At 45.6% G+C, this 23,524-nt stretch carries 23 protein-coding genes and 1 riboswitch; of the genes, 1 reads left to right on the forward strand and 22 read right to left on the reverse strand.

What is annotated here, in order from left to right:
* Positions 1 to 412: 412 nt before the first annotated feature.
* The 4 genes from gloB to HMPREF9698_RS04915 all read right to left on the reverse strand — a co-directional run bounded on the left by gloB (position 413) and on the right by HMPREF9698_RS04915 (position 4,228).
* Positions 413 to 1,114, reverse strand: coding sequence for a hydroxyacylglutathione hydrolase (gene gloB / locus HMPREF9698_RS04900; RefSeq protein ID WP_003777913.1), 702 nt, complete (start codon positions 1,112 to 1,114; stop codon positions 413 to 415).
* Positions 1,115 to 1,146: 32 nt separating this feature from the next.
* Complete coding sequence (locus HMPREF9698_RS04905; RefSeq protein ID WP_003777915.1) at positions 1,147 to 2,508, reverse strand: MATE family efflux transporter; 1,362 nt, start codon at positions 2,506 to 2,508, stop codon at positions 1,147 to 1,149.
* 135 nt (positions 2,509 to 2,643) lie between these two features.
* Positions 2,644 to 3,570, reverse strand: coding sequence for a PTS sugar transporter subunit IIC (locus HMPREF9698_RS04910; protein WP_147292220.1), 927 nt, complete (start codon positions 3,568 to 3,570; stop codon positions 2,644 to 2,646).
* Between the two features lie 322 nt (positions 3,571 to 3,892).
* On the reverse strand, positions 3,893 to 4,228 hold the full coding sequence (locus HMPREF9698_RS04915; protein ID WP_003777919.1) for a nucleotide pyrophosphohydrolase: 336 nt from the start codon (positions 4,226 to 4,228) through the stop codon (positions 3,893 to 3,895).
* A 400-nt stretch (positions 4,229 to 4,628) separates the two neighbouring features.
* Between HMPREF9698_RS04915 and HMPREF9698_RS04920 the strand changes: the two genes are divergently transcribed.
* Positions 4,629 to 5,999 carry an NAD-dependent succinate-semialdehyde dehydrogenase gene (locus HMPREF9698_RS04920; RefSeq protein WP_003777921.1) on the forward strand — a complete coding sequence of 457 codons (1,371 nt, stop codon included), beginning with the start codon at positions 4,629 to 4,631 and terminating at the stop codon, positions 5,997 to 5,999.
* A 141-nt stretch (positions 6,000 to 6,140) separates the two neighbouring features.
* On the opposite strand, the gene HMPREF9698_RS04925 is transcribed toward HMPREF9698_RS04920, so the two are convergent.
* The 18 genes from HMPREF9698_RS04925 to HMPREF9698_RS05010 all read right to left on the reverse strand — a co-directional run bounded on the left by HMPREF9698_RS04925 (position 6,141) and on the right by HMPREF9698_RS05010 (position 23,390).
* Positions 6,141 to 6,968 carry an exodeoxyribonuclease III gene (locus HMPREF9698_RS04925; protein WP_003777923.1) on the reverse strand — a complete coding sequence of 276 codons (828 nt, stop codon included), beginning with the start codon at positions 6,966 to 6,968 and terminating at the stop codon, positions 6,141 to 6,143.
* A gap of 126 nt (positions 6,969 to 7,094) precedes the next feature.
* Positions 7,095 to 7,562, reverse strand: a complete 468-nt coding sequence (gene thiW, locus HMPREF9698_RS04930; protein ID WP_003777925.1) for an energy coupling factor transporter S component ThiW — start codon at positions 7,560 to 7,562, stop codon at positions 7,095 to 7,097.
* A complete protein-coding gene (gene thiD / locus HMPREF9698_RS04935) occupies positions 7,552 to 8,352 on the reverse strand; it encodes a bifunctional hydroxymethylpyrimidine kinase/phosphomethylpyrimidine kinase (protein WP_003777927.1) in 801 nt (266 codons plus the stop codon). Before thiD ends, thiW begins: the two co-directional genes overlap by 11 nt.
* A 13-nt stretch (positions 8,353 to 8,365) precedes the next feature.
* Entirely contained in the window at positions 8,366 to 9,073 is a 708-nt protein-coding gene (locus tag HMPREF9698_RS04940) for a thiamine phosphate synthase (RefSeq protein ID WP_003777929.1), read from the reverse strand.
* Positions 9,066 to 9,887, reverse strand: coding sequence for a hydroxyethylthiazole kinase (thiM, locus tag HMPREF9698_RS04945; protein WP_003777930.1), 822 nt, complete (start codon positions 9,885 to 9,887; stop codon positions 9,066 to 9,068). The genes HMPREF9698_RS04940 and thiM overlap by 8 nt, the downstream gene beginning before the upstream one ends.
* A 102-nt stretch (positions 9,888 to 9,989) precedes the next feature.
* A riboswitch (TPP riboswitch) is annotated at positions 9,990 to 10,080 on the reverse strand.
* A 151-nt stretch (positions 10,081 to 10,231) separates the two neighbouring features.
* Complete coding sequence (locus HMPREF9698_RS04950) at positions 10,232 to 10,759, reverse strand: GNAT family N-acetyltransferase (RefSeq protein WP_003777932.1); 528 nt, start codon at positions 10,757 to 10,759, stop codon at positions 10,232 to 10,234.
* Entirely contained in the window at positions 10,760 to 11,527 is a 768-nt protein-coding gene (locus HMPREF9698_RS04955) for an alpha/beta hydrolase (protein ID WP_003777935.1), read from the reverse strand.
* Between the two features lie 185 nt (positions 11,528 to 11,712).
* Positions 11,713 to 12,069, reverse strand: coding sequence for a hypothetical protein (locus HMPREF9698_RS04960; protein WP_147292221.1), 357 nt, complete (start codon positions 12,067 to 12,069; stop codon positions 11,713 to 11,715).
* Positions 11,984 to 12,526, reverse strand: coding sequence for an ABC transporter substrate-binding protein (locus tag HMPREF9698_RS04965; protein WP_040292611.1), 543 nt, complete (start codon positions 12,524 to 12,526; stop codon positions 11,984 to 11,986). Before HMPREF9698_RS04965 ends, HMPREF9698_RS04960 begins: the two co-directional genes overlap by 86 nt.
* Before the next feature lie 94 nt (positions 12,527 to 12,620).
* Entirely contained in the window at positions 12,621 to 14,000 is a 1,380-nt protein-coding gene (gene selA / locus HMPREF9698_RS04970; protein WP_003777942.1) for an L-seryl-tRNA(Sec) selenium transferase, read from the reverse strand.
* A 10-nt stretch (positions 14,001 to 14,010) separates the two neighbouring features.
* On the reverse strand, positions 14,011 to 15,897 hold the full coding sequence (selB, locus tag HMPREF9698_RS04975) for a selenocysteine-specific translation elongation factor (RefSeq protein ID WP_003777944.1): 1,887 nt from the start codon (positions 15,895 to 15,897) through the stop codon (positions 14,011 to 14,013).
* A 42-nt stretch (positions 15,898 to 15,939) separates the two neighbouring features.
* Entirely contained in the window at positions 15,940 to 16,974 is a 1,035-nt protein-coding gene (gene selD / locus HMPREF9698_RS04980; protein ID WP_374189082.1) for a selenide, water dikinase SelD, read from the reverse strand.
* 211 nt (positions 16,975 to 17,185) lie between these two features.
* The gene (locus HMPREF9698_RS04985) at positions 17,186 to 18,292 is read right to left on the reverse strand and encodes an acyl-CoA dehydrogenase family protein (RefSeq protein WP_003777947.1); all 1,107 of its coding nucleotides are present in this window, start codon (positions 18,290 to 18,292) and stop codon (positions 17,186 to 17,188) included.
* 178 nt (positions 18,293 to 18,470) lie between these two features.
* Complete coding sequence (locus tag HMPREF9698_RS04990; protein ID WP_003777948.1) at positions 18,471 to 19,577, reverse strand: acyl-CoA dehydrogenase family protein; 1,107 nt, start codon at positions 19,575 to 19,577, stop codon at positions 18,471 to 18,473.
* 184 nt (positions 19,578 to 19,761) lie between these two features.
* Positions 19,762 to 20,235, reverse strand: coding sequence for an OsmC family protein (locus tag HMPREF9698_RS04995; protein WP_003777950.1), 474 nt, complete (start codon positions 20,233 to 20,235; stop codon positions 19,762 to 19,764).
* Entirely contained in the window at positions 20,222 to 21,409 is a 1,188-nt protein-coding gene (locus HMPREF9698_RS05000; protein ID WP_245530964.1) for a cobalamin-independent methionine synthase II family protein, read from the reverse strand. Before HMPREF9698_RS05000 ends, HMPREF9698_RS04995 begins: the two co-directional genes overlap by 14 nt.
* Before the next feature lie 11 nt (positions 21,410 to 21,420).
* Entirely contained in the window at positions 21,421 to 22,239 is an 819-nt protein-coding gene (locus tag HMPREF9698_RS05005) for a phosphate/phosphite/phosphonate ABC transporter substrate-binding protein (RefSeq protein ID WP_003777954.1), read from the reverse strand.
* 41 nt (positions 22,240 to 22,280) lie between these two features.
* Positions 22,281 to 23,390 (reverse strand): acyl-CoA dehydrogenase family protein, encoded by a 1,110-nt coding sequence (locus HMPREF9698_RS05010; RefSeq protein ID WP_003777956.1) that lies wholly within the window; start codon positions 23,388 to 23,390, stop codon positions 22,281 to 22,283.
* Positions 23,391 to 23,524: the final 134 nt, after the last annotated feature.

The following is a 23,524-nucleotide window of genomic DNA, read 5'->3' on the forward strand; positions in this document are numbered from 1 at the left end:
TTTGTATGAATATTGTTCAGTCCTTCGCTACAACGTAGCTACTATGACCTCGGCTGACTTCTCACTATTCGTTATTACTACTAAACGCTAGTGAGACCTCCCCGAGTAAGGTGTGACAACCTTCCACTCATGTCACTGCTTCATTTACTGAAAGGGACTTGTGCAGTATTGGACTTTACTTTGTTATGCAAGCTCATCCATCTCAAATCAGCCTTGATATGAAGTTTCTGTTCGTCAGTGCGAGTGTTTGCCTCCAGCTTCCTTCAGATTCCACCTCACGATGGACACCCTTGCCTTCAGCTAACAGTTCCTACTGCCAGGCCTGCAGTGGACTTTCACCACCAAGTTGTCACCCATGCCGGGCGCACATAAGATAAAAACCAAGCCAACAATCGGCTTGGTTTTTTAGCTATTAAAATTGGTCTTTCTTCTCACGTAAGTTTTTAAAAGTTTCCAGGTCTTCTGCTTGGAGGAAAACATTGACTTGTTTTTCAAAGGCCAGGCTTGAGGGCAGGGTAGCTTCTCCCCTAGCCCGTTTTTCTCGAACTTCCTCCAAGGCCTTAGAGATGACCGAATTGTCTGCTTGCACACTATGGGCAAAGGCTAAATTGCTTTCGGTGTACTCATGGCCGGCATAGACCTGGACACTGTCTTCCATTGTCTTAAATAGCTGCAAGGCGTCAAACTGGGCTTGGTAGTCTCCGGTAAAGACCCGGCCACAACCGCCTGAGAAAAGGGCATCGCCACAAAAGAGTCGCTCGCCGGACAGGTAGGAAATATGGCCCGGAGTATGGCCGGCCGTTAGGTAAACTGTAAATGAGTCGCCCAAGAGGTTAAATTGGTCCCCATCTTGGACGGTCTGACTATTGTAGGACCCCGTTTCTTGGGGACCATAGACTGGGGTGTTTGGGTTTTCTTCAATTAGCTGGTCCACACCTGCCACATGGTCTTGGTGGTCATGGGTGAGCAAGATGGCAGCTAACTTTTTGCCACTTGTTTCTAGATAATCCAAGACCGGGTCTGCTTGCCCTGGGTCAACCACAAGGGCCTGGTCGCCAACTTCGACCACCCAAATGTAATTATCTTCAAATGCTTCTAGTCTCTTGACTGGCATAGGACCATCCTCCCCTTCTATATTTTCCGTCTTCACTCATTATAACATTTTTTAGACAGACCCAGCTTGTTTAAACGACAGCGGGCTAAAATGTAGAGTAAAATCCCCTTGACCACACTAGAGAGGGTCATGGCCCACCAAACTCCAGCCGGTCCCAAACTTGGCATCAAAATCAAAGACAAGGGAATCCGGCTAATGTTCAAAAGAGTGTTAATCAAAGCCGGGAGCCGAGTCTCTCCCAGACCGTTTAAAAAGCCTGTTGACCCAATTTCAATGCTCATAAAAAACTGACTCAGGCCTAAAATAAACAAGTAACTAGCCCCCAAGGCAATGGCCTCCATGTCACCAGGGACAAAAAGTTTGTACAAGTGGTTGCGAAAAGTAATCAAAATTACCGTAGCCAAAATCCCAATTGTTCCAACTGATTTCATACTCGTGTAGAAAATCTTTTCAATTCTCGATGACAACCCTGCCCCAAAATTTTGTCCGGAGAAGGCAGTAATAGCAGAAGCAAAACCTTCCGTGGTCACCCAGGAAATGGACTCTATGTTAGAGCCGATGGAAGTAACTGCTAGGGCAATAGCCCCGTAAACCGACACATAGCGGTTTAAGATAATACTAATGGAAGCGTGGAAGGCTGACTGGAGGGCAGCTGGTAGACCTAATTTAAAGGTATCAGCAAATATCCCCTTGCGGTAAGTAAAGCTTAACAGTTTACTATGGTAGACCAAGTCCTGACTTTTAACGATAACAAAGATAAAACAGAATAGAATAATGACCTGGGCTGAAACAGTCGCTAGAGCCGCCCCCCTAATCCCCAGTTCTGGAAAGGGACCCAGGCCAAAAATCAAGAGGGGGTCTCCTATAATATTGGTGACTAAACCAATAGCATTAATCCGAAACGGGGTCCGGGAATTCCCTAGACTGTTATAGGCCCCAGACAAGACGGGGTTAATGAAGAAAATCGGCATACCCATAGCAATAATAACCAGGTAGTCCTCCGCCAGGGCATTGACCGGCCCTTCCAAGCGGTAAAATTGAATCAGGGGGTCCCGAAAAAAATAAAGGAAAAGCCCGTAGAGGACCCCCATAATGAGGCCCATCCAAACCCCATTGTTGATAGCCAGCTTAACCCGGTCCCGATCCCTTCTCCCGTAAAACTGGGCTGTTAAGATAGAGAGTCCTATTCTTGGCACCATCACAAAAGAGGAAGCCAGCCAAAGTAAAAAACCCCCTACCCCAGCCGCAGCGACAGCTTCAGTAGAAATCCGACCGATCCAAGCCATGTCCGTCAAACTATAGAAGAGTTGGATAAAGGCAGTCCCCATTAAAGGAGCTGCTAACCGTAACATGGTGGGTAAAATTTTTCCTTCCAATAAGTCTAGTTCTTTCACCAAATCCCCCCTTACTTAAGCTAAAGGTTAGCAGTTTTTAAGGGCTTTAGCAAGAAAGAAAAAATAAAACTGGCAGGACCATTAAGTATTTAATCACAAGGATGGTCCTGCCAGAAGGTTAACTATCTTTTTTATTTAGTCTTGAACCATATCTTCCCGGTTGGTAATCTTGTAATTTTTAAAGGCCCAAGATCCGACTATACCGACAACAGCCCCGATAATAAGACCCAAGACACTGTATAAAACAACTTGTCCTGGTGGGTTCCAAGCAAAGGCGGCTATAATACCTGGAACAACAGATGCAGTCCCTGGGGTATTGTTAATTAAACCGGCCAAGGAAATCATAATCCCGATCAATCCCCCACTGATCATATTAATGGTATAAATTGGAATAGGGTTAGCCGAGACCAAGTCAGCAGCTGTCAAGGGTTCGACAGTAACAGCAATCGCATCGGATTGGTCCCCAATTTTTAGCCGTCTAAAGATAAGGTAGTTACAAGCAGCTGTCCCAAAGATGGACAAACCTGCAATGGCCATGGGTCCCCCCGTCATATTAATCATGGCTGACACGGCCATAGAAGAAATCGGTGCGGTGGAAACAACTGTCAATAGACCTCCGATTAAGAAGCCCATGATAATCGGTGAAGTTTCAGCCGCTATGTTGATGGTTTCACCAATTTGCATCATGAGGCCATCGATTGGACCAGAAGACCACATGCTGAAAGCATAGGTTAAAACAGGACCAATGAACAAGATGACAATCATGTCAAAACCACCCGGTATTTTACGTTCCATCAAACGGATCAAAAAAGCTATAAGGTAACCAGCTATAAAGCCAGGCAAGATGGACTGGCCATAGAGAGGAAGCGAAACCATAAAAGCGTAAACAGGCGAAACCCCAAGTGCCATGGCAGTCAAACCTGCCGCCGCTGCACCTGACGATTCGCCAGCAATATTCCCGATTTGGGCCAACCATCCGACATCAAAAATTTCACCGAACAAGGCTGAAAAAACGGCTTCGACTAAAAATGTTGCAACTGCTGCATCTGCTAGGGCTCCCATTGCCTTTGAACCATCCGGCGCATAAAATGTAAATAGTGAAAACGCTGCCAAAAATAAGAGCAATAAGCCACTTCCAATAAGAACTTCCAATTTGCTTCACCTTTCTAGTAATATATAGTATATTGTGTCACAGCTTTGTCTGTTTTTCACAAGTATAGTATAACATACTAGAAAGCGTTTACTAGTAATAAAATGCTTATAAAATATTAAATTAACAAAGATGGAAGGGTTTACCTTCTGTCAGGCTTTTTATTTGTGAAAGCCCTTCCTTTGGTCGCGGTCTTGCCACCCTTTCACAATGATTCTTAGCTTTGGGAATAGCCTATCTTTCCCATTCGGTATACTTTTTCCGGTTCCCCTTACTTTTACTAATTGGGTATTTTTGTGCGTTTTTAGCTAATTTATCGCTGATGATTTCATCAATGTCTAAGTCTAAATTATCCGCAAACATTAGGGCATAAATGAGGACATCAGCTAACTCTTCTTTGATGTGTGTTAAATTTTGATCAATAGCTTCCTGGCTGGACTGCCACTGGAAAATCTCTAGCAATTCCGAAGCTTCTAAGGAAATTGAGATGGCAAGGTCTTTTTCATTATGGAACTGGCGCCAGTCTCTTTCATCCCGAAATTGATTAACCTTATCAGTCAAATGATCCACTTTATTGCCTCCTCTTGAGTCTAGAGTCAATCTTCTTAAAGATGGCCCGCATGGCGAGTTAGTAGCCCTAACCCGTCATGCCTCTGGTCACTATACCATCTATGTCAGAGACCCAGGGATAGTTGATCAGTATTTTCGGATCAATATTATCCAAATTTAACTAGCAATTTATCAAATCCCTTACTCCATTGTATCAAATATGTGGACTAACTAGACCAGAAAACTTAGCCTATTTAAAAGAATTTTGACAAAATGGTTTATTGGTAAGACTTAGTGTAGCGCTAACAGTTAAGATTGGTATAGGTCATAATTTATATTTATAATAAGTTCCAAGTTACTTCTCTTGTCACTGATCCATCAAGTGGTATAATTGACTTACTAATCATAAGGAGGAAAAATTATGGCTTACAAGACAATTTATCCTTATACAAATGAAGTTCTCAAAAGCTATGATGATACGACTGACCAGGAAATCGAAACAGCTCTTGACCAAGGTCACGCCCTTTACAAGAAGTGGCGCCAAGAAGACCAATTGCAAGAGCGAAAACAACACCTACTCAAACTATCCCAAATCCTTTTGGACAATGTGGACCATTACGCTGAAGTTCTCACCAAGGACATGGGTAAACTCTTGTCCGAAGCCAAGGATGAGGTCAAATTAACCGCTAAAATTGCCCACTACTATGCCGAAAAAGCAGAAGACTTCTTGCAGCCTACCCCACTGGAAACCAATGCGGGAGATGCCTACTATCTTAAACAAGCAACCGGTATTATCATGGCAGTTGAGCCTTGGAACTTCCCTTATTACCAAGTTATCCGGGTCTTTGCCCCTAACTACATGGTTGGGAACCCCATGATCTTAAAACACGCTTCCATCTGCCCTGGTTCTGCCCAAGCTTTTGAAGACTTAACCAAGGAAGCAGGTATCCCAGAAGGTGGCTTTACCAATATCTTTGCAAGCTATGACCAGGTCAATGAGATTATTGCGGATGACCGAGTTTCAGGGGTCTGCTTAACTGGGTCGGAACGCGGTGGTTCTGAAGTTGCCCAACAAGCTGGTAAAGAGCTGAAAAAATCGACCCTTGAGTTAGGTGGGAATGACCCCTTCATCGTCCTAGAAGATGCTGACTGGGGCAAGGTTGAAGACTTACTTCCCTCTGCCCGCTTGTCCAATGCTGGTCAAGTTTGCACCTCTTCCAAACGCTTTATCGTTTTAGAAAAAGATTATGATAAATTTATCGACCTCTTGCAGAAAAGCTTTGAAGAGGTCGTTTGGGGCGACCCAATGGATGAAAAAACGACCCTGGCTCCCCTCTCATCTGCCAAAGCCAAAGAAGACGTTCTTGACCAAATCAAAACAGCAGTGGACCACGGGGCTAAAGTCGTTTATGGCAATGAAAGCATCGACCACCCCGGAAACTTTGTCCAGCAAACCATCCTAACCGATATCGACAAGGACAACCCCATTTACAACCAAGAAATATTCGGTCCGGTTGCCATTGTCCACAAGGTGAAAGACGAAGCGGAAGCTATTGAGCTGGCCAATGACTCTTCATATGGTTTAGGGAACACCATTATGAGTGAAGATACCGACCATGCCAAAGAAGTGGCTAGCCAGATTGAAACCGGCATGTCCTTTATCAACTCTTCTTGGGTTTCATTACCAGAACTCCCATTCGGTGGTGTGAAAAACTCAGGCTACGGCCGGGAACTCTCCGAACTTGGCTTTGATGCCTTTGTCAACGAACACTTGGTGTTAGTCGCTAACTAAGTTTCGCCATGGTTTAATAGTGTAGAATCAAATTAACCCCTATTAACTAGCCCACCCTTTCCAGACCAAGAAGGGTGGGCTAGTTTTTTATCAAAAATGGACCCTGTTACCAGTCACCAGGGTCCATTTTAAGATTCATTTTTAAAAATTGATTTCTAGATAAATCGGGGTGTGGTCTTGGCGGGGACCAGAGTCGACCATTTCGGATTTTTCTACCTGGTCACTTAAACGGTCACTGGTGAGGAAGTAGTCAATTCTCCAGCCTGAATTGTTTTCCTTACTTGTCTTGACCCGCTGCGCCCACCAGGAATAAACACCCTCAACGTCTCCATTGACATGGCGGAAGCTGTCGGTAAAGCCCCGGCTAAGCAAGTGACTAAAGCCTTCCCGTTCTTCATCTGTAAAACCAGCCGAGTGGTGGTTGTTCTCTGGGTGGGCCAGGTCAATTTCTTGGTGGGCCACATTAAAGTCTCCAGCCGCAATAACTGGTTTGGCAGCATCTAGACTAGTCAAGTAGTTAGCATATTGCTTGTCCCACTCTTGACGTTCACCGAGCCGGGCTAATTGCGATCCAGCATTAGGGGTGTAGACTTGGGTAAAGTAGAAGTTGTCGAATTCCAGGGTAATCATCCGGCCCTCACTATCCATGGGCTCCGGTGCATCAATCCTTGGGTAGGTCACTTCAGGACTAAGGTCTTTTTTGTAGAAGACCATATTACCGGCATAACCTTTTCTGGCTGGTTCAACCGAACTAACCCAGGCATAGTCATAGTCTGGGAACCATTCTTCTAGACGCTTGGCGTGCTTTTTCGTCGGTCCCTTAGCAGACAGCTTGGTCTCTTGAATGGCCAGGACATCCGGTTGGTAGTCCTGGATAGTTTCTAAAACCTGGCGTGACATCTGAGCCCGGTTGGAATCACTCGTTAAAGCAGCGTTCAGGGAATCGATATTCCAAGAAATAAATTTCATGCATGCAAAACTCCTCGTCTTTTTCTCCAGTTTACCATAAGTGATGGGATGACTTCACATAAGGCGCAAAAAAGATTGTCCTAACTGAGACTAAGCCGGTCTGGCAAAGCTAAAATCTCTTCTTTGCTAATGAAAGGCATCAACTTTCCTTAAGGCTGCTAAGACAAGTACGCCAATAATAGCTCCTACCAGGGCAGAGGGAAGGAAGAAAGGGATATAGTAGCCGGCATTAGGCAGGTCCAAGCCATAAATAAATTTCATCGGAAAATAATAGACAAAGGCTGAGAGAATGCCCGACCCCACCACTTCACTTAATCCAGTCCATAAGATATTTTTAGTGTGCTTATAGACCAAGCCTGACAAAAGGGCTCCTACCCATCCTGAAGTTGCAATGAATGCTCTCCCAGACAAGGCCATCCGGAAGAGGCCAGAAACAAAGGCAGCAATGGCATTATAAACTGGACCTAGGACCATGGCCCCGACAACATTCATCATGTGTTGGGCTGGGGCCATATTGGGGAAGACAATCACTGTGGACAAGACAAAGGACAAGGCGATAAAAATAGCCAGACGACTGAGTTTCTTAGTAGTCATTTTTACCGCTTCTAGCTAAATAACCATGGTCTAGTGGACCCCTGCCCTGACCCAGGTCGAGATTTTGTTGGATGGCTCCGGTGATGTAGTCCTTAGCATTTTGGACACTGGTAGATAAGTCATGTCCCTTGGCGAGGTTAGCGGCAATGGCAGAAGACAAGGTACAGCCACTGCCATGGACATTGGGGTTGTCAATTCGTTGGCCATGGAAAGTTTCCACCTGACCTTGGTAGGCTAAGATGTCATCTGCTTCCTGGTCCTTTAAGTCGCCACTCTTGGCTAGGACTGCTGTTTGGAACTTGTCTGAAATGTCGCGTGCAGCTTCTTCCAGATCTTTTAAGGTCTTAATTTCCTTGCCGGAGATTTGCCCGCTTTCATAGACATTGGGTGTCAGGACGGTAGCCAAGCGGAAGAGAGCATCATAGCTAGAAGCATCATCGGATTTAAACAAGTTAGATCCCGAAGTCGCTACCATAACGGGATCCAAGACAATATTTTCGGCTTTATATTCTTTTAGTTTCGCCACAATCGCATCGATAGCGGCACTATTGCCTACCATACCAATTTTGACAGCATCGGGGCGGATATCTTGGAAAATTGAGTCCAACTGGGCTGCCAAAAGGTCTTCACTTAAGACTTCCACCTCTTGGACGCCCTGGGTATTTTGTGCGGTGATTGAGGTGATAGCAGACATGCCGTAGACATCTTGGGCTAGGAAAGTTTTCAAGTCAGCTTGGATGCCTGCGCCTCCTGAAGAGTCAGATCCTGCTATGGTTAGTGCTTTTTTCATTATAATCCTCCGTTCATTTTTCTGCATTTTGCCAAGTTGTAATGAGTTCTCGGGCTGCCTGGCCGGGGTCATGAGCCCCAGCAATAGCTGACACGACAAAGTAGCCAGCCACCCCAGTTTGTTTGAGGTCGGCCAGGTCTTTGGCCTTGACCCCGCCCCCAACGACAACCGGGATGGGGCTGATGTCAGCCAAGGTCTTCAATTCATCCAAATCCCTAAGCTGAATGGGTCCCTTTTGTGTTTTGTCATAACCAGCATCCGGCTTGGTTGCTGTCTCATGCAAGGGGCCTGCCCCAAAGTAATCAATGTCTTTGGTGTCCGTTTGCTTGACGTAATCGATCAATTGGTGGGTAGCTGCTGATAAACCAACAATACTGTCGGGTCCTAGGTACTTACGGCAGACCGACACCGGTATATCGTCTTGGCCCACATGGATGCCGTCAACCTTGTAGCCTAAGTCGCGACAGGCTAAAACAATATCCAAGCGGTCATTGACAAGCAAGCTAACCTCTTCTTCCTTGCCCATTTTTTGGATCAGGTCAGCTGTCTTGTTGGTCAGGTCAATAATTTCCTTAGCCTCCCCTTCCTTATCCCGGATTTGGATCATGGTCATGCCAGCTTCAATAGCCGCTTCAACCACCTGGAGGGGGTCCCGGCCCAGGGTATTTTGTGGCCCTACAATAAAGTAGTGGGTCAAGTGGTCAGGATTAAAGTCAGTCATTTAAGTCATCCTCCTCATAATTGGCTTCCAATTTGCCTTCTTTGGAAAGGCTATAAAGCAAGTCTAAGAACGCTGTTTGGAAAGATGCCGGTTCTTGGGCTGACTGGGCAGCTGCTTGACTGGCCTGGTTAAACAAAGTGCAAGCTGTAAGGGCTGCTGTTAGGGGTTGAGCTACTCCCAGGTAAACTGCCATCACACCAGCCAGCATGCAACCAGCTCCAGTGATCTGCCCCATTAAGGCTGACCCGCCCTTGAGCGAATAGTGATGGTTACCATCAGTCACAAAATCTTTCGGGCCTGAGATGACTACCACCTGCTTTGTAAAGCGGGCTAGCTTGACAGCCAGTGACTTGGCAGCTTGGACACTATCCTTACTGTCAACCCCGATAAAGGTTTGGTCTGCCTGGTCTTTAAGCCCCCAAGCAGAAGCTAACTTAATAATTTCAGTCGCATTGCCCTTAATGATGGTCGGCGGGTAGTCCTTGATAAAGGAAATCAACTTCTGGTGTATCCTTCCCTTGCCAATACCGACTGGGTCAAGTAACCAAGGCTTACCGGCTTGGTCAAGGGCCTTGATGGTAGCTGGCACCGCCGTCTCATGGTCCTTGATGAGTGTACCCAGGTTAATGTAGAGGGCGTCACACTCTGGTGCAAAACTCTCTCCTTCTTCTGCCTGGTAAAAGACTGCTGGTGACCCGCCCACTCCTATCTGAGCGTTAACAACAGGATTTACAGTGACAATATTAGTGATACTAGGAACAAAAGGACCATGGTCTCTTGCCTCTGCCACAGTCTTTTGCATTTGATCTAGCACTGGATCACTCCTCATACATATTATGGGGCTAAGGCTCACTTTATTTCATTTGAACGAAAAAAGGGCAGACTCATGCTAGGCCTGCCCTTATCCAAGATAAAGATATTTTACTAAACATATCCCTGCGTCAGCATTACCTACTTCAGGTTCAATGAGTCAATCTCAGCCTTTAACGGCGCCCCACATGTTTATATTATTATATTTTCTAAACTTATGGTAACGGTTTAATGCTTCCCTGTCAATGCTTACTATTCTTGGTCTACTTTTACCTAGTAGGAGCAGGTGAAACAAAAGCGGAATAAGCCGGCCAGGTAGGATGGCTTTTTTTACCCTATTGCAAGCTTTTATGACAAGTCAATCCAATACCGGTTAACCAGTTGGCCTGACCTTGCTTTCACTTGGTTTTCCAGTCTTCCACCATTAGCCTTGACGACCCTTATACTAGCCATATTGTCAGTTTTGACAGTCAGTAAGACTGATGTTAGTCCGATAGCCCTTGCCTGGTCTAAGCAAAGAGAGAGGATCTTTTTACCATAACCCCTTCCCCGGTATGAGGGCCTAATGCTGTAGCCGATATGACCGCCATCGTACAGCAATCCCTCATTTAATCGGTGGCGAAGGTTAACAATACCCACCATTTCCCGGTGGTTCAAAAGAAGGTAGCTGGAAGCCGGTACCATGCCTTTCGGAACAGTATCTTTTGTTTTACATTGTTGGACAAAGTGATACCAGTCTTTGAAGGTATTTGCTTCTTTTAAACCAAATCCACCATGAATAGGGCCTGGCCCAAAGGAATCCCGAAAAGCCATGACTTGTTGTTGGAATAGGGGTGTCACTTCCACCAAATGGAGGGCGTCTTTGTTTGCCTGCATTTAAACCACCTCTTCTTGGTCCAGCCACCGTTTGATTAAAGAAGTGGTCTGGTCTTTAAAGTTAGGGCCAATAGTCATATGATCAGCCTCCCCAGACAAGTAAACGGTAGCCTGACTGCCATATTTTTCGCCAATTGCCCTGGCAATAGCCGGCACTGTCAATTTGTCGTGTTGGCCGACAATAATCAGGACGGGACAGCTTACCTTCTTATAGTCAATGGCTGTTGTCGCTTCGGGATCTAAAAAGGGTAAAGCGACTTGAGTATACGCCTTGCCTGAGTCTGGAACAAAATGGTCCAAGGCTGCTTCAACATGTTGAAAGTCATGTTGGTCATGAGCCAAACGAACCGCATGCTTATATGGTGGAATGGCCTTGCGCCAAAAGCCCCAGCGTAAAAAATGAGGCAAGAAGGCTAGCACCATAGAAGGGTAAAAGGCGAAGATATCTGCATTGGGAGCCGGCCCCAGTAAGATGAGGCCGGCCAAGTCAGTCTTTTGAGCTACCATTTGGACCACCAAACAACCCAAGAAATGACCAACTAAAATGGGGGGTTGGGGGCAATTTTCCACCAGTTTTTGAACCTGGTCAGCATAAGCTTGTAAGCTCAAGTCCTTAACCATCTCACCTGCTTCTTTATAGGGCAGGTCATGGTGGAGCAGGTTGAGGGCTAATATATCAAAGCCAAGCCCTGCCAAGTCATCTTGAATATACTGCCAATCTTGACTGGTTCCCCAAGTGCCATGTACTAAAATCATTCGATTCTTCATGCTTTCTCCTTTATCCGATTTACTCAAATACCTGCAAAAGAATACCCTTAATGTAAAAGAGGGGAAGTCAGAAGTCAAGTCATAATGGCTAGAATGAGCATAAAAGCTAGCACTCTTTTCAAAGAGTGCTAGCTTTTATGGCACTTGGATCATGAATGGAAAATACCTATCACCCTAAAAAATATTTACTGGCCATTAACATCTTCAATTCCTATGCCAGTCGGTGCCCAGATATGGTTAAGGGTTTCTTCGGGATCGATACCCTCTTCTAGAACGCCCAATTCGATATAGTCATCAATAATTTCTTTAATAGTATCCTCTAATTGTTGTTCAGATGCCTTATAGTTTAAAGAATCAATAAATTCAAAACCATCTTGTTGATCACCAGATAATAAGTCGTGGTCATAAAGAAACTCTACATAACTTCCTGTATCTTCTTCAGCCCAATCATTGGCCTTATAGATGCCCGTAACAATTTTTAGTGATAACTGGATTTTCTTGGATAAAGGGTTTATGAACAAAAATTGCGCAACAAACTTCATCTTTAAAAGCTTCATCAGTGGTAATTGAATTAATCTCTTTCAAAGACCCATCTTCAACGATTGGGGCAGCACAGTTTTCTGTGTAAATCGCCCCATCTAACTCACCACTTTTGATCGCTTCTGTGGTTGCTGCTACGTCTGAAGTAGTAAATTGAACAGATTCAGGGTCAGCCCCTTCTTCTTGGAGAAAGCGTAAAGCAATATTGTGGTCAGACTCGCCCATGCCACCATGGATACCGATAGTCATCTCATCCATCTCTCCAGCTGATTCAAGATCTGAATCACCTGCCACATAAAGTCCCTTGCATCCTGTATTCATCAGTCCAAGGTATTGGGCATCAACACCATTAATAATTGGAATCAAACTACTGGTAATATGTCCAGCACCTAAGACAACTTGACCAGTCCCGACAGCATTAATTGTCTCATTTTGACTTTGCACTAGTTCAACGTCCAAACCTTCTTCTTCGAAATATCCTTTTTCCTTAGCCACATTGATGGGAGCAGTACAGCCATTAATGCTTGGATTTTTGATATAACTTGATAAATTACTAACTAATTTGAGTTAAGACACGGGCAATCCGGTCCTGGTCGCCTTCAAGCAGAGTCCGGACATCAACTTGGACCTTGCCATCAGCAATTCGGGCAATGATATGATCTTTGGAAAGACGAAGGGCCCGTTCCAATTGGCTCTCCGTCAAGGTTTGGTGGCTTATTTCCACCAAGCTGGTAGCAAGTCTGGCTTCCGGATAGGCACCGCCACCAACTTGAGACTGGCCAGGGACTACTTCAACAGTATAAGGGCCATTTATCCCTTCAATTTTTTCTTTCAAGGCCTCTGCCTTTGCTTGTAACTGGTCAGGGCTCTGGCTTAAAAGCTGGAGGCTAGGAATGGTTTCAAAGGCTTGCTGAGGCTTGCGGTAGGCCTGTAGAGTCATTTCTAAAGCAGCTATAGTGAACTTATCCACCCTCAGGGCTCTTAAGAGGGGGTGGCCTTTTAATTGTTTAATGTACTTGGCCTTGCCCAGCAAAATACCCGCTTGGGGGCCACCCAAGAGTTTGTCCCCGCTAAAGGTCACGACATCGTAACCCGCCTGGATGCTTTCTTGAACAGTTGGCTCGTACGGCAAGCCTAAAGGTTGCAGGTCAAGCAAGAGACCAGACCCCAAGTCGTTAAAAATGGGTAATTGCTTGCGGTGAGCCAAGTCAACTAAATCTTGGTCACTGGGCGCCTCAGAAAATCCGATAACCCGGTAGTTACTGGTGTGGACTTTTAAAATAGCCCCGGTCTCTTCCCCGATAGCAGCTTCATAATCTTTTAGGTGGGTCTTGTTGGTCGCTCCGACTTCTTTTAAACGGGCTCCCACACTAGAAATAATATCTGGAATCCTAAAGGAGCCCCCAATTTCCACGAGTTGACCCCGGGAAACCAAAACTTCCTGATTTGAAAGGAGGGCAGTGAGCAGCAAAAGAACACCCGCTGCATTATTGTTAACAACTAAAGCCGCCTCAGCCCCGGTCAGTTCACAAAGAAGGTCTTCGACATGGCTGTAGCGGGACCCCCTTTGACCAGCCTGAAGGTTGTATTCCAGGTTGCTATAGCCTTCAGCTTTGGCCTTTAAACTTTCTAAACTAGGCTTACTTAAAATGGCCCGGCCTAAATTGGTATGGAGCACTGTCCCTGTGGCATTGACAACCCGGTCAAAGGATAAAGAAGCCCGGTCAGTTAATTCTTCATCCACTAAGCTAATAACCCGGTCTAGGGACAAGGATGGTGACTGGCCGTCCAGGATGGCCTGGCGAAGAGAGTCTAGAACTTGGTTGCAGACTGCCTTGATCAAGTCTTTAGTAAAAGTTTCCTGCCATTTTTGAATGGCCTCATCTGCTAGCAAGTCATCCATTTTAGGGAGTTGCCGGAGTTGGTCTTTCATTTTTATTCACCTACTTTGCCAAAATTCGTTTGTCTCCTAGGCGCTTGGTCACACCCTGATTGTCCAATGTCTCTAAGAAAGAAACAGCATATTTACGAGAAGTGCCAAGCAAGTCCCGGAAGTCGGGCAGGGTAATGGACCCGTCTGCCTTAATTTTTTCAATAGCTGCTTCTTTACCAGCCTGGTAAGCATCCTGGTGGAGGTAGACCTCCTTGTCAATCCGGACCAGTTCATGGTCAACCATAGATCGTAAGATTTCTACCTTAACGGGGTCATCTCCCACCACTTCTTTGACCTTAGGCGGTTTAAAGCCAGCCTCCTTGTAGGTTTTTTCCATATTCGTCTTGACCTGGCCCTGTTCTTCAGACAGGCTTGGATCAAAGCTGGCTAAACGCACCGTATTGTCATCCTGGCTAATGACCTCCTCTTGGTCTAAGTGTTCTAAGAGAAGGTCGCGGTCTTTTTCCTCCACCTGGGTGAAATTTCCCCGCAATTCTTCTAGTGGCATGCCAGACCGGATCGGATAAGTCTCATGGTAGTCTTGCAGTAGTTTCACAACTTGGTCAGTAAACTGGTCCAATAAGTTCTCAGATATATAGCCTTGGCCAAATTGGTAGACTTGCTGGTCGGCCAACAAGTCTTCTAGGGTCACTTCAAGTTCTTGGTGTTCGACATTTAAATAGTTAGCGATTTCTTTTTGACTGGTTAGACCAAAGGACCGGTGATCGAGGAAGTAGAGCGTTAAAGTAGCCAGGTCACCGGACTCTTTTACTTCAAAGCTTTTAATAACCTCATCGTTAAAACGGCGGTGCTTGTCGGGGGCTTCATCTAAGACTACCCCGCCGGCAATAGTGTAGAGGGGGGAGTAGGACCGTAAGACAAATCGGTCCCCCTTCTTCACCGTTACCTCATCTTCTAGCCGTAATTGCAAGTAACCCTCCTGGCCAGGTTCTACCCTTTCACTGCCAATCGGAACAAGCCGGGCTAAGACTTCCCGACTTCCTAGATAGACATGGACCCGGTCCCAAAGTTCCAGGGCATAGGGGGAATGAGGCAGGCAGGTAACCTTTACATCTAGCATATAACTAGCCTTAAGGGGGCCAGTGGTTAAAATATCTCCCCGACTGACCTGGTCAAGGTCGACCTTGGCTAAATTTAAGGCTGTCCGATTGCCGGCATAAGCTGTTTCTACATCTTCCTTATGGATTTGAATATTCTTTATTTTCGTCTGGATTTTTTGGGGGTAGATGGTGATCGCATCCCCCAAATGAAGCACCCCTTCCTTGAGGGTACCTGTCACAACTGTCCCAATACCCTTAACCGAAAAAGCCCGGTCGACATTCATCCGGGCAGGTAGGTCAAGGCGGCTGTTGGTAACATTTTGACACTGGTCGGTTATTTGCTGTCTTAGGGCTTCTAAACCAGTTCCGGATACAGCATCCGTTTCCACAATTGGAGCCTGGGCTAATGGCGTCCCGTCAAAGCGATCTTTGATATCTTCATAGACAATCTCTTTGAGGTCTTTATCCACCCCATCGACCTTGGACAGGACAATGATAAAGTTCTCGATTCCCAAAAGACTTAAGATAGCGGCATGTTCAATCGTTTGAGGCATGATTCCCTCATTCACGTCAATAACCAAGAGGACCAGGTCAATACCAGGAGCCCCTGCCAGCATATTTTTTAAAAACTTTTCGTGGCCAGGAACATCAACGATACCCACTTCTTCACCATTCTCCAAGTTCATATAAGCAAATCCCAAGTTAATAGATAGACCTCTACTATGCTCTTCTTCCATGGTGTCCGTTTCGATACCGGTTAAGGCTTTGATCAAGGTCGTCTTGCCATGGTCTACGTGGCCAGCTGTTCCAACAACCAAGTTCTCTTTATCTGCCAATGAACAGGTCCTCCTATCTTTCCTCGCTTAAGCAAGACCAATTTAGTTGATTATGATGGTCTTGTCCTCTTTCTCACCAATCTTACCAATGACTTGGCCAAAAACCTGCTGGTCTTTTAAGTCAGCTATTAAATCTTGAACCTGGTCAGGACTGATACTGATTAATAGACCGCCTGAAGTTTGGGGGTCGTAAAGAACCTCCTCCATGGCCCTGTCATTAAGATTAAATTGAACTTCTTTTTCTAAGAAGTTTCGGTTTTTCCGTGCGCCACCGGTGATCAAACGTTGGCTGGCAGCCTGGTAGGCTTCTTTCATAATTGGAATTTGACTAGCTTCTAAGTAAGCAGTAACTTTACCGGCTGTCATTTCCTTCAAGTGGCCCAGCAAACCAAAACCAGTTACGTCGGTGGCAGAAGAAACTTGGTAGTTTTGCATAACTTGACCAACCCCTTTGTTGAGGGTAGTCATCCACTGACAAGCCTGGTCATAAGCATCCTGGCTGACCGCATCTGCCTTATGAGCTGTTGTGATCAGACCGGTTCCCAAAGGTTTCGTTAAGATCAAATAATCTCCAACCTGGGCCTTGTCATTCTCGATAATCTTGTCTGGGTGGACCAAGCCAGTCACCGATAGGCCATATTTAGCCGTGTCATCGTGAATGGAGTGGCCACCACTCAAGACAGCATCCGCTTCATGGACCTTGTCTGCTCCACCTTTGAGGATTTGACCTAGCATGTCATAATTTCCTTGGTCAGGGAAAGTCACAATATTAAGGGCTGAAATTACCTTGCCCCCCATGGCATAGACATCACTTAAGGAGTTAGCTGCCGCAATTTGGCCAAACAAGTAAGGGTCTGACACCATGGATGGGAAGAAATCGATAGTCTGGATTAAGGCTAAATCATCCCTTAACCGGTAAACGGAGGCATCGTCTGAAGAATCATAGCCCACTAGTAAATTATCATCTTCTTTGATCGGTAGTTGTTTGAGTATTTCGCTGAGGTCTCCCGGACCTATTTTAGCGTTTCAACCACCACAAGAAGAGAGTTGCATGTTGTATTTTTCTTCTTCTGCCATCTTGTCCACCACCCTTTCAGTGATTTTCACTTCATTTCATTATCTCATAAATACCAGGCAAGGTCACATAGATTAAACTTTTTTAACTCATTTTAAGGCAATTGAGCCAAATTCCTGACCAAACTCCCCTTTCTAAGCTATAGAAAATCCAAATAAAATAACCCAGCCAGCTCTCACTAATTAGGGAGTGGCTAGGTTATTTTTTCTCTACTTAGTCAATATCTTGGCCAGTAATGGTTGCCCCTATCCATTGTTTTAACATGTCCAAAGATGGTGCCATGACTTGGCCAGCCAAAGCGTCACGCAAGTAGAGTTCAAAGTTGCGGAAGCCGGTATAAGCCCGTCCTCCACCAATCCGCATGCCGAGGTTAGCAGATTCGGTCACATTTTCGGTAGCCACAACCCGGGCCGCTAAAACTTGAGGGAAGGCCGCATCCAGGTCCTCTCGGGCAGCCTGGGCGGCTTGTCTAGTTAGGGCAGTTGCTGCTTGGGCGTTGGAGTAGATAGTGGATATATGTCCTTTAATGGCATCGACTTCGGACAATTTGTGGCCATCAGGATACTGGCGGTCAGTAGTATGCATAACAGCTTCGTCCACGATAGCTGTGTTTAAACCAGAATAGACGGCAGCTAGTCCAACCAAGAAGATAGTGTGGGTCTGTGGGTTATCCAAGCGGTCGGCTTCCGAAATGGACACATCCTCCAAGAACATTGGGCAAGAAACATTCCCCCGCATGCCTAGGCCAGACCACCATTCCATTTTAAAAGTGACGCCGTCAGCATCTTTTGAAACCAAGAAATGTTTAGGGTCTTCATCCTCATCTGGTCCTGTAGCGTTGACCACGTAATAGTTCGCAAAGGTTGCGGAAGTCACCATGGACTTGGCACCACTTAAGATCCAATGGTCCCCGTCTTTTTTAGCTGAGGTTCGGTCTGGTTTTGTAAATTGGACTCCACCAGAAGTTTCGGAGTAAGCCAAACCAAGAAACTTACCTTCTTCAATCACTTCTTGGATGATTCTTTTTCTGGTCTCTTCATGGGCCGTTTTAAGGACACCATCCAAAGCCACATTGTGCATCAAGTAGGTCAAGCCCACTGTGGCTGATTTTTGGGCAAAAGTCCAAATGATGTCAACTAGATCAGCAATATCGCCCCCGATGCCGCCTTCTTCTTGGGGGATCAGGAGTTGTAAGTATCGTTCTTCGTGGAGTTTTTCAAAAACTTCTTCTGGAAAAGCCTTTTCCTCATCTAATTTTTGAGCAATTGGTTCTATATATTCTTTAGCAAAGTCACTCGCCTGATCAACTAATTCTGTCATCCCATCATTCCTCTCATACTATTTTAATGAACATTATAACAGGAATGAACCCCCGACCCAATCATTTACCCTTGACAAGGAGGGAAAAGACCTAGATGTTAGGGGAAAAGCCCTACTCTGTGGTCAAAAGAGCAGGGCTTTTTGGATCAGGCAGGCTAGATAAAAAATACTTAACACTTTAATCCATCTCTTGACCCGTCAATGTCTCCCCAATCCATTCTTGCAGCATGTCCAAGGATGGGGCCATGACTTGACTGGCAAGAGCATTTCTTAAATAGAGCTCAAAGTTCTTGTAGCCCGTGTAAGCCCGGCCACCGCCAATCCGCATACCCAGGTTAGCTGATTCAATAACATTTTCGGTTGCCACAACCCGGGCAGCTAAGATTTGGGGAAAGGCAGCTTCAAGGTCATCCCGGCCTGCCTGGGCAGCTTGCTTGGTTAAAGCAGTCCCAGCCATGGCTTTGGAGTAAATAGCCGAAAGATGGCCTTTAATGGCATCCACCTCTGCTAGCTTGTGGCCATCTGGGTACTGGCGGTCCTGGGTGTGGTCAATAGCTTCTTTGGCAATGGCCATATTGAGTCCTGAGTAAACAGCAGCGAGTCCTGCTAGAAAGACAGCGTGGGTTTTAGGATTATCAAGCCGGTAAGAGTCAGGCACCTGGACCCCATCCATAAACATTGGGCAGGAGACATTGCCCCGCATGCCAAGGCCAGACCACCATTCCATTTTAAAGCTTACCCCAGGGTCATCCTTGGCGACGATGAAGTTTTTAGGATCTTCTTCCTCTTGGGCATCTTTGGCTATAATGACATAATAGTCAGCAAAAGTGGCAGAAGTCACCATTGATTTTGCCCCATTGAGGGTCCAAGTGTCACCTTCTTTTTTGGCGACGGTTCGGTCAGGTTTTCTCGTTTCTACCCCGCCAGAGGTTTCGGAATAGGCTAAGGCCAAGAACTTGCCCTCTTCCTTGACTTCTTTGGCAATTTGCTTTTTAGTCTCTTCCTTGGCAGCCTGGATAACGGCAGCTAAGGCCACATTGTGCATCAAGTAGGTTAAGCCAACTGTGGCCGACTCTTTTGCAAAAGCCCAGGTAACCTCAACTAGGTCTACAATATCCCCGCCAAGTCCACCTAAGTCTTCTGGCACCAGTAATTCAAGGTATCGCTCTTCATGGAGCTTGGTTAAAATATCTTGCGGAAAGGCGGATTCTTCATCTAATTCTTGAGCCACCGGTTGGATATACTGCTTGGCAAATTCAGTCGCCTTATCTAAGATTTCAGACACACCATCAGTCCTTTCATTTTCAGTATTGATAGCAAAAAACTAAGTTAAATAAATATAGTCTATTTTCGTCCCCGTCATTGTCCCTTAAGCTAGTAAGTTCTAGCAAGTTAGGCCCAATAGAAAAGCCCTAGCCCATTCATTTTTCTCTAAACCGGCAGGGCTTCACATTTGGATGGGGGGACCACTACAAAATGAAGTGGGGTTCTATCTCAATAGGGGAAGATTGGTTGACCAATTGGAAGATGGGGTTGTCTACTTGACAATCCCTTGCCATCCGGTCCAACTTTTCTTCATCGTCATCAGCATAATAGTAGATTTTGACCTTGATATTTTGAATTTGAGCCGGCTGGTCATAACCCCGGACAGGAACAAGTCGCAAAGGGTTTTGGAGGTCTGCCTCAATAACCCCTTCAATTTCATCCAGGTCTATTTTCTTTTGTTTCAAATGGTTTTGGAAGGTCCAAATAACTGACGACAGAATGCTCCCCATGAAATAGGACAAGGCAGAATAACCTTCGTCTTCAATGTCAAAGCTAACCACTTTGTCAACGTCGAACCGCTTCCGTCCAGTATAGAGTTTGACCTTGTCCAAATCAGGGTTGGTCCCTCTCATATGAAGGCTATAGACTTGAGATTCTTTTGGTTTATGATTGGTCATAACGATCTCTCAATTCTTGCTTAACTTCACTTAAGACTTGGAGCTTGTTTTCGATAAATGCTAGGCTGTTGACCGGTTTTTTGGAAAAAGTGGCAAAGCCACAATCCGGATTCAAGTTAATCCGGTCAGCTGGCAGGTAGTCAAGGGCTTGGTCCACTTGCTTAATGATCGTCGCCTTGCTTTCTGTTTCATCCTTTCTGGGGTTCATAACCCCCAAGCCTAAAATGGTCTCCTCACCAAATTGATGGTTGGTGAACAAGGAATCAATGCTCCCAGCCCGGTCTGTCGAATATTCCAGGTACAAAATATCAGGATTGGCATAGTCGAACAAGTCGAGCAAGGGGGTGTATGGTCCTTCAAGTAAAATGCTTTCATCTTTGGACCAGTTACCCCGGCAAACATGGAGGGCCACATTGCTTTGACTGCGGTCGATGCCGTCAAAGGTCTTCTTGAGCAAGTCCTTGGCAAAAGCGAGTTCGTCACTGGGGTCTTTTTTCTCAGACAAGGAGGCACACATAAAGGTCCGTGTGTGCTCTGGTGAGAAGACAACTTCGGTCAAGACTGGCTCATCAAATTGAACCGTGTCCACCCCAAGCTTCTGCAAGTCTTTTACTTCATCTATTAGGCACTGGACAACGTCTTCACCCAGTTCTTCTTTTGAGTCATAGAAGTTGTCAGACAGGCCTTTGAGCCACATGGACCGGGTGACCAAATAAGGCCCGGGCAGGGTGATTTTAACCTTGTGGTCGGTCATTTCTTTTAACATTTTTAATTCTGACCCAACCAAGGACTTGTCCCGGCTGATTTTGCCAAAGCAAATGGCGTTTTTGATCACACTGCCAGGAACATCTAAAATGCCTAGCATGTCTTCATAGGCCTGCTTGTCCTCAATATAGTCCAGCATTTCTGTATTGCTCATCATTTTGACATTGTTTAAAGAATTGGCAATAAAGGAGACGTAATTGTCCCTGGCAAGTTCACCTGAGACAATATAGTCCAGGTCATACTTTTCTTGGAGTCGAACAATTTTTTCGGTTTCTTGGTAAACCAAGTCCTCATATTCGTCTTGTTCGAGACGATTTTTGCTGAGGTCACGCTGGGCTTTTAATAAGGTTTTAGACCGGGGCATGGAGCCAATGAGTGAATTGGCGAAGCTTTGAACAGTCATCAACATCTACCCTTCTCTTAATCAAAAAAGTTTAAATAATCGACTGCTTGACGGATTTCTTCATAGTTACTGGTCCGGCCAGGCAACCATTCTTTTAAGCCTTCTAAGTCTAGGATTTCCTTGTCCTCTGGCTTGTCGTAGTCCATTTTCATCAAGACTTTCGTAAATTGGTCGATCAGGTTTTGGTCGAGGCCAGGTCGTCCGGTAAAAATACAGTGGTCAAAAGGTTTAGTTTGGCCAATCACTTCCACTTGGTTTTCATCCAAAGTCCCATCTTTGAGCCAACCCTCATAGTTACCAGCTATGGCAAAGCCAGCTGCATTTTCACCTGACTGAACGGACTGCAAGGCATCTTTTTCGCCACCAACGTGGTCTCCGTCCAAGCCAAGGCCCAGGTCAAACCGAACTTCTTCATAATCCTTGCCGTAAGCCAGACCTTCTTCACGCAAGTATTGGATGGGGATCAAACGAGCTTGAGGAGAGTCAAGGGCTCCAAAGGCAATTTTTTGTCCTTTGAGGTCAGAAACACTTTTGATATCACTGTCTTTTCTGGTTACCAAAACACTGTGCAAGTCACGGTCGGTGTCCCGCATGCAAGCATGGACCACTCGGCTACCAGATTTCAACTCAGCCTCCAGGTTAGCCAGGGGAGAATTCCAAGCTAGGTCGACTTCGCCATCCAAGAGTCCCTGGACCTGGTTGCGGTAGTCGTCAAAAAAGACTGGTTCAACTTCAAATCCATCGCCGTTTTCTTTAATAAAATCAACAATTTTCTCCCAGACAACAGTTACCTTGGGATCATACACAACTGCGCCAACTTTTAAGCTATCAGACATTAATAGATTCCTCCTAATAGTTCATTCAAACGATTCAATTACTACTGGATCATGTCTTGGTCGGTCAAAGCCGCCCCAATCCACTGGTAGAGCATATCCAAGGATGGTGCCATAACTTGACCAGCCAGGGCGTCTCTCAAGTAGAGTTCAAAGTTTTTGTAACCTGTGTAAGCCCGGCCACCACCGATCCGCATGCCTAAGTTAGCTGACTCATTGACATTTTCAGTGGCAACAAGTCGGGCTGCTAAGATTTTAGGGATGGCTGCTTCAAGGTCCTCTCGTCCGTCATAAACTGCATCCTTGGTGACCGCTGCAGCAGAAACGGCATTACTGTATATTTTTGAAATATGGCTCTTGATGGTATCTACTTCTGACAACTTGTGGCCATCCGGATATTGCCGGTCCATGGCATGACTGATGGCTTCTTGGGCAATAGCCATATTCAAGCCAGAATAGACTGCCGCCAAGCCAGCAAGGAAGAGAGGAACGATGTCCGGGTCTTCCAAGCGGTCTTGGTCACTGACGACCACATCTTTTAAGTCCATTGGGCAGGAAACATTCCCCCGCATCCCCAAACCATTCCATAATTCCATTTTAAAGTTGACGCCATCTGCATCTTTGGCAACAAGGAAGTTTTCAGCATCTTCTTCACTTTCAATGGTTTTAGCAATCACAATATAATAGTCGGCAAAGGTTGCTGAAGTAACCATGGATTTTGACCCGTTAATAGTCCACTTGTTTCCGTCTTTGACAGCCTGGGTGGTATCTGGTTTGTAAAATTCTACCCCGCCTGTCGGTTCGGAGTAAGCTAAGGCTAGGAACTTACCGTCTTCAATCACTTCTTTGATTATTTTTTGTTTGGTGGCTTCTTCCCCTGACTGGACCACGGCATTTAAGGCCACATTGTGCATCATGTAGGTCAAGCCAACAGTAGCTGATTTAGCCGAAAAAGCCCGGATGACTTCAGTGTGGTCAACAATATCCCCACCTTGTCCGCCCAGTTCTTTAGGAATCAGTAATTCTAAGTACTTTTCTTGGTGAAGCTTGTCAAAAACCTCTTCCGGAAAAGCTTTTTCTTTATCCAATTTGTCTGCTACCGGTTCAATGTATTGGCTAGCAAATTGGCTGGCCTGGTCAAATATTTTAGTCACTTTATCCATCCTCTCTTGATTTATTTATACAGTTTAATGTGATTAAGACCAAGCATTGACTTGCTTGGCTAAGTCTGCCCCTGACTATTCCGCCGGCTTTCTTCCTTTAGGATAGAATCAGATGTCTAGACCTA

The sequence above is a fragment of the Alloiococcus otitis ATCC 51267 genome (genome assembly GCF_000315445.1).
GTDB lineage: Bacteria > Bacillota > Bacilli > Lactobacillales > Carnobacteriaceae_A > Alloiococcus > Alloiococcus otitis.

Excerpts from the sequence above, each read along its gene's own strand:
- HMPREF9698_RS05000 (WP_245530964.1), bottom strand. The coding sequence starts at position 21,409 with ATGTTGATGACTGTTCAAAGCTTCGCCAATTCACTCATTGGCTCCATG.
- HMPREF9698_RS04910 (WP_147292220.1), bottom strand. The coding sequence starts at position 3,570 with ATGGGAGCCCTAGCAGATGCAGCAGTTGCAACATTTTTAGTCGAAGCC.
- HMPREF9698_RS05005 (WP_003777954.1), bottom strand. The coding sequence starts at position 22,239 with ATGTCTGATAGCTTAAAAGTTGGCGCAGTTGTGTATGATCCCAAGGTA.
- thiW (WP_003777925.1), bottom strand. The coding sequence starts at position 7,562 with ATGACTACTAAGAAACTCAGTCGTCTGGCTATTTTTATCGCCTTGTCC.
- HMPREF9698_RS04920 (WP_003777921.1), top strand. The coding sequence starts at position 4,629 with ATGGCTTACAAGACAATTTATCCTTATACAAATGAAGTTCTCAAAAGC.
- gloB (WP_003777913.1), bottom strand. The coding sequence starts at position 1,114 with ATGCCAGTCAAGAGACTAGAAGCATTTGAAGATAATTACATTTGGGTG.
- thiD (WP_003777927.1), bottom strand. The coding sequence starts at position 8,352 with ATGAAAAAAGCACTAACCATAGCAGGATCTGACTCTTCAGGAGGCGCA.
- HMPREF9698_RS04995 (WP_003777950.1), bottom strand. The coding sequence starts at position 20,235 with ATGACCAATCATAAACCAAAAGAATCTCAAGTCTATAGCCTTCATATG.
- HMPREF9698_RS04925 (WP_003777923.1), bottom strand. The coding sequence starts at position 6,968 with ATGAAATTTATTTCTTGGAATATCGATTCCCTGAACGCTGCTTTAACG.
- HMPREF9698_RS04960 (WP_147292221.1), bottom strand. The coding sequence starts at position 12,069 with ATGAAGTTTGTTGCGCAATTTTTGTTCATAAACCCTTTATCCAAGAAA.
- HMPREF9698_RS04985 (WP_003777947.1), bottom strand. The coding sequence starts at position 18,292 with ATGACAGAATTAGTTGATCAGGCGAGTGACTTTGCTAAAGAATATATA.
- HMPREF9698_RS04940 (WP_003777929.1), bottom strand. The coding sequence starts at position 9,073 with ATGACTGACTTTAATCCTGACCACTTGACCCACTACTTTATTGTAGGG.
- HMPREF9698_RS04950 (WP_003777932.1), bottom strand. The coding sequence starts at position 10,759 with ATGCAGGCAAACAAAGACGCCCTCCATTTGGTGGAAGTGACACCCCTA.
- selA (WP_003777942.1), bottom strand. The coding sequence starts at position 14,000 with ATGAAAGACCAACTCCGGCAACTCCCTAAAATGGATGACTTGCTAGCA.
- HMPREF9698_RS04955 (WP_003777935.1), bottom strand. The coding sequence starts at position 11,527 with ATGAAGAATCGAATGATTTTAGTACATGGCACTTGGGGAACCAGTCAA.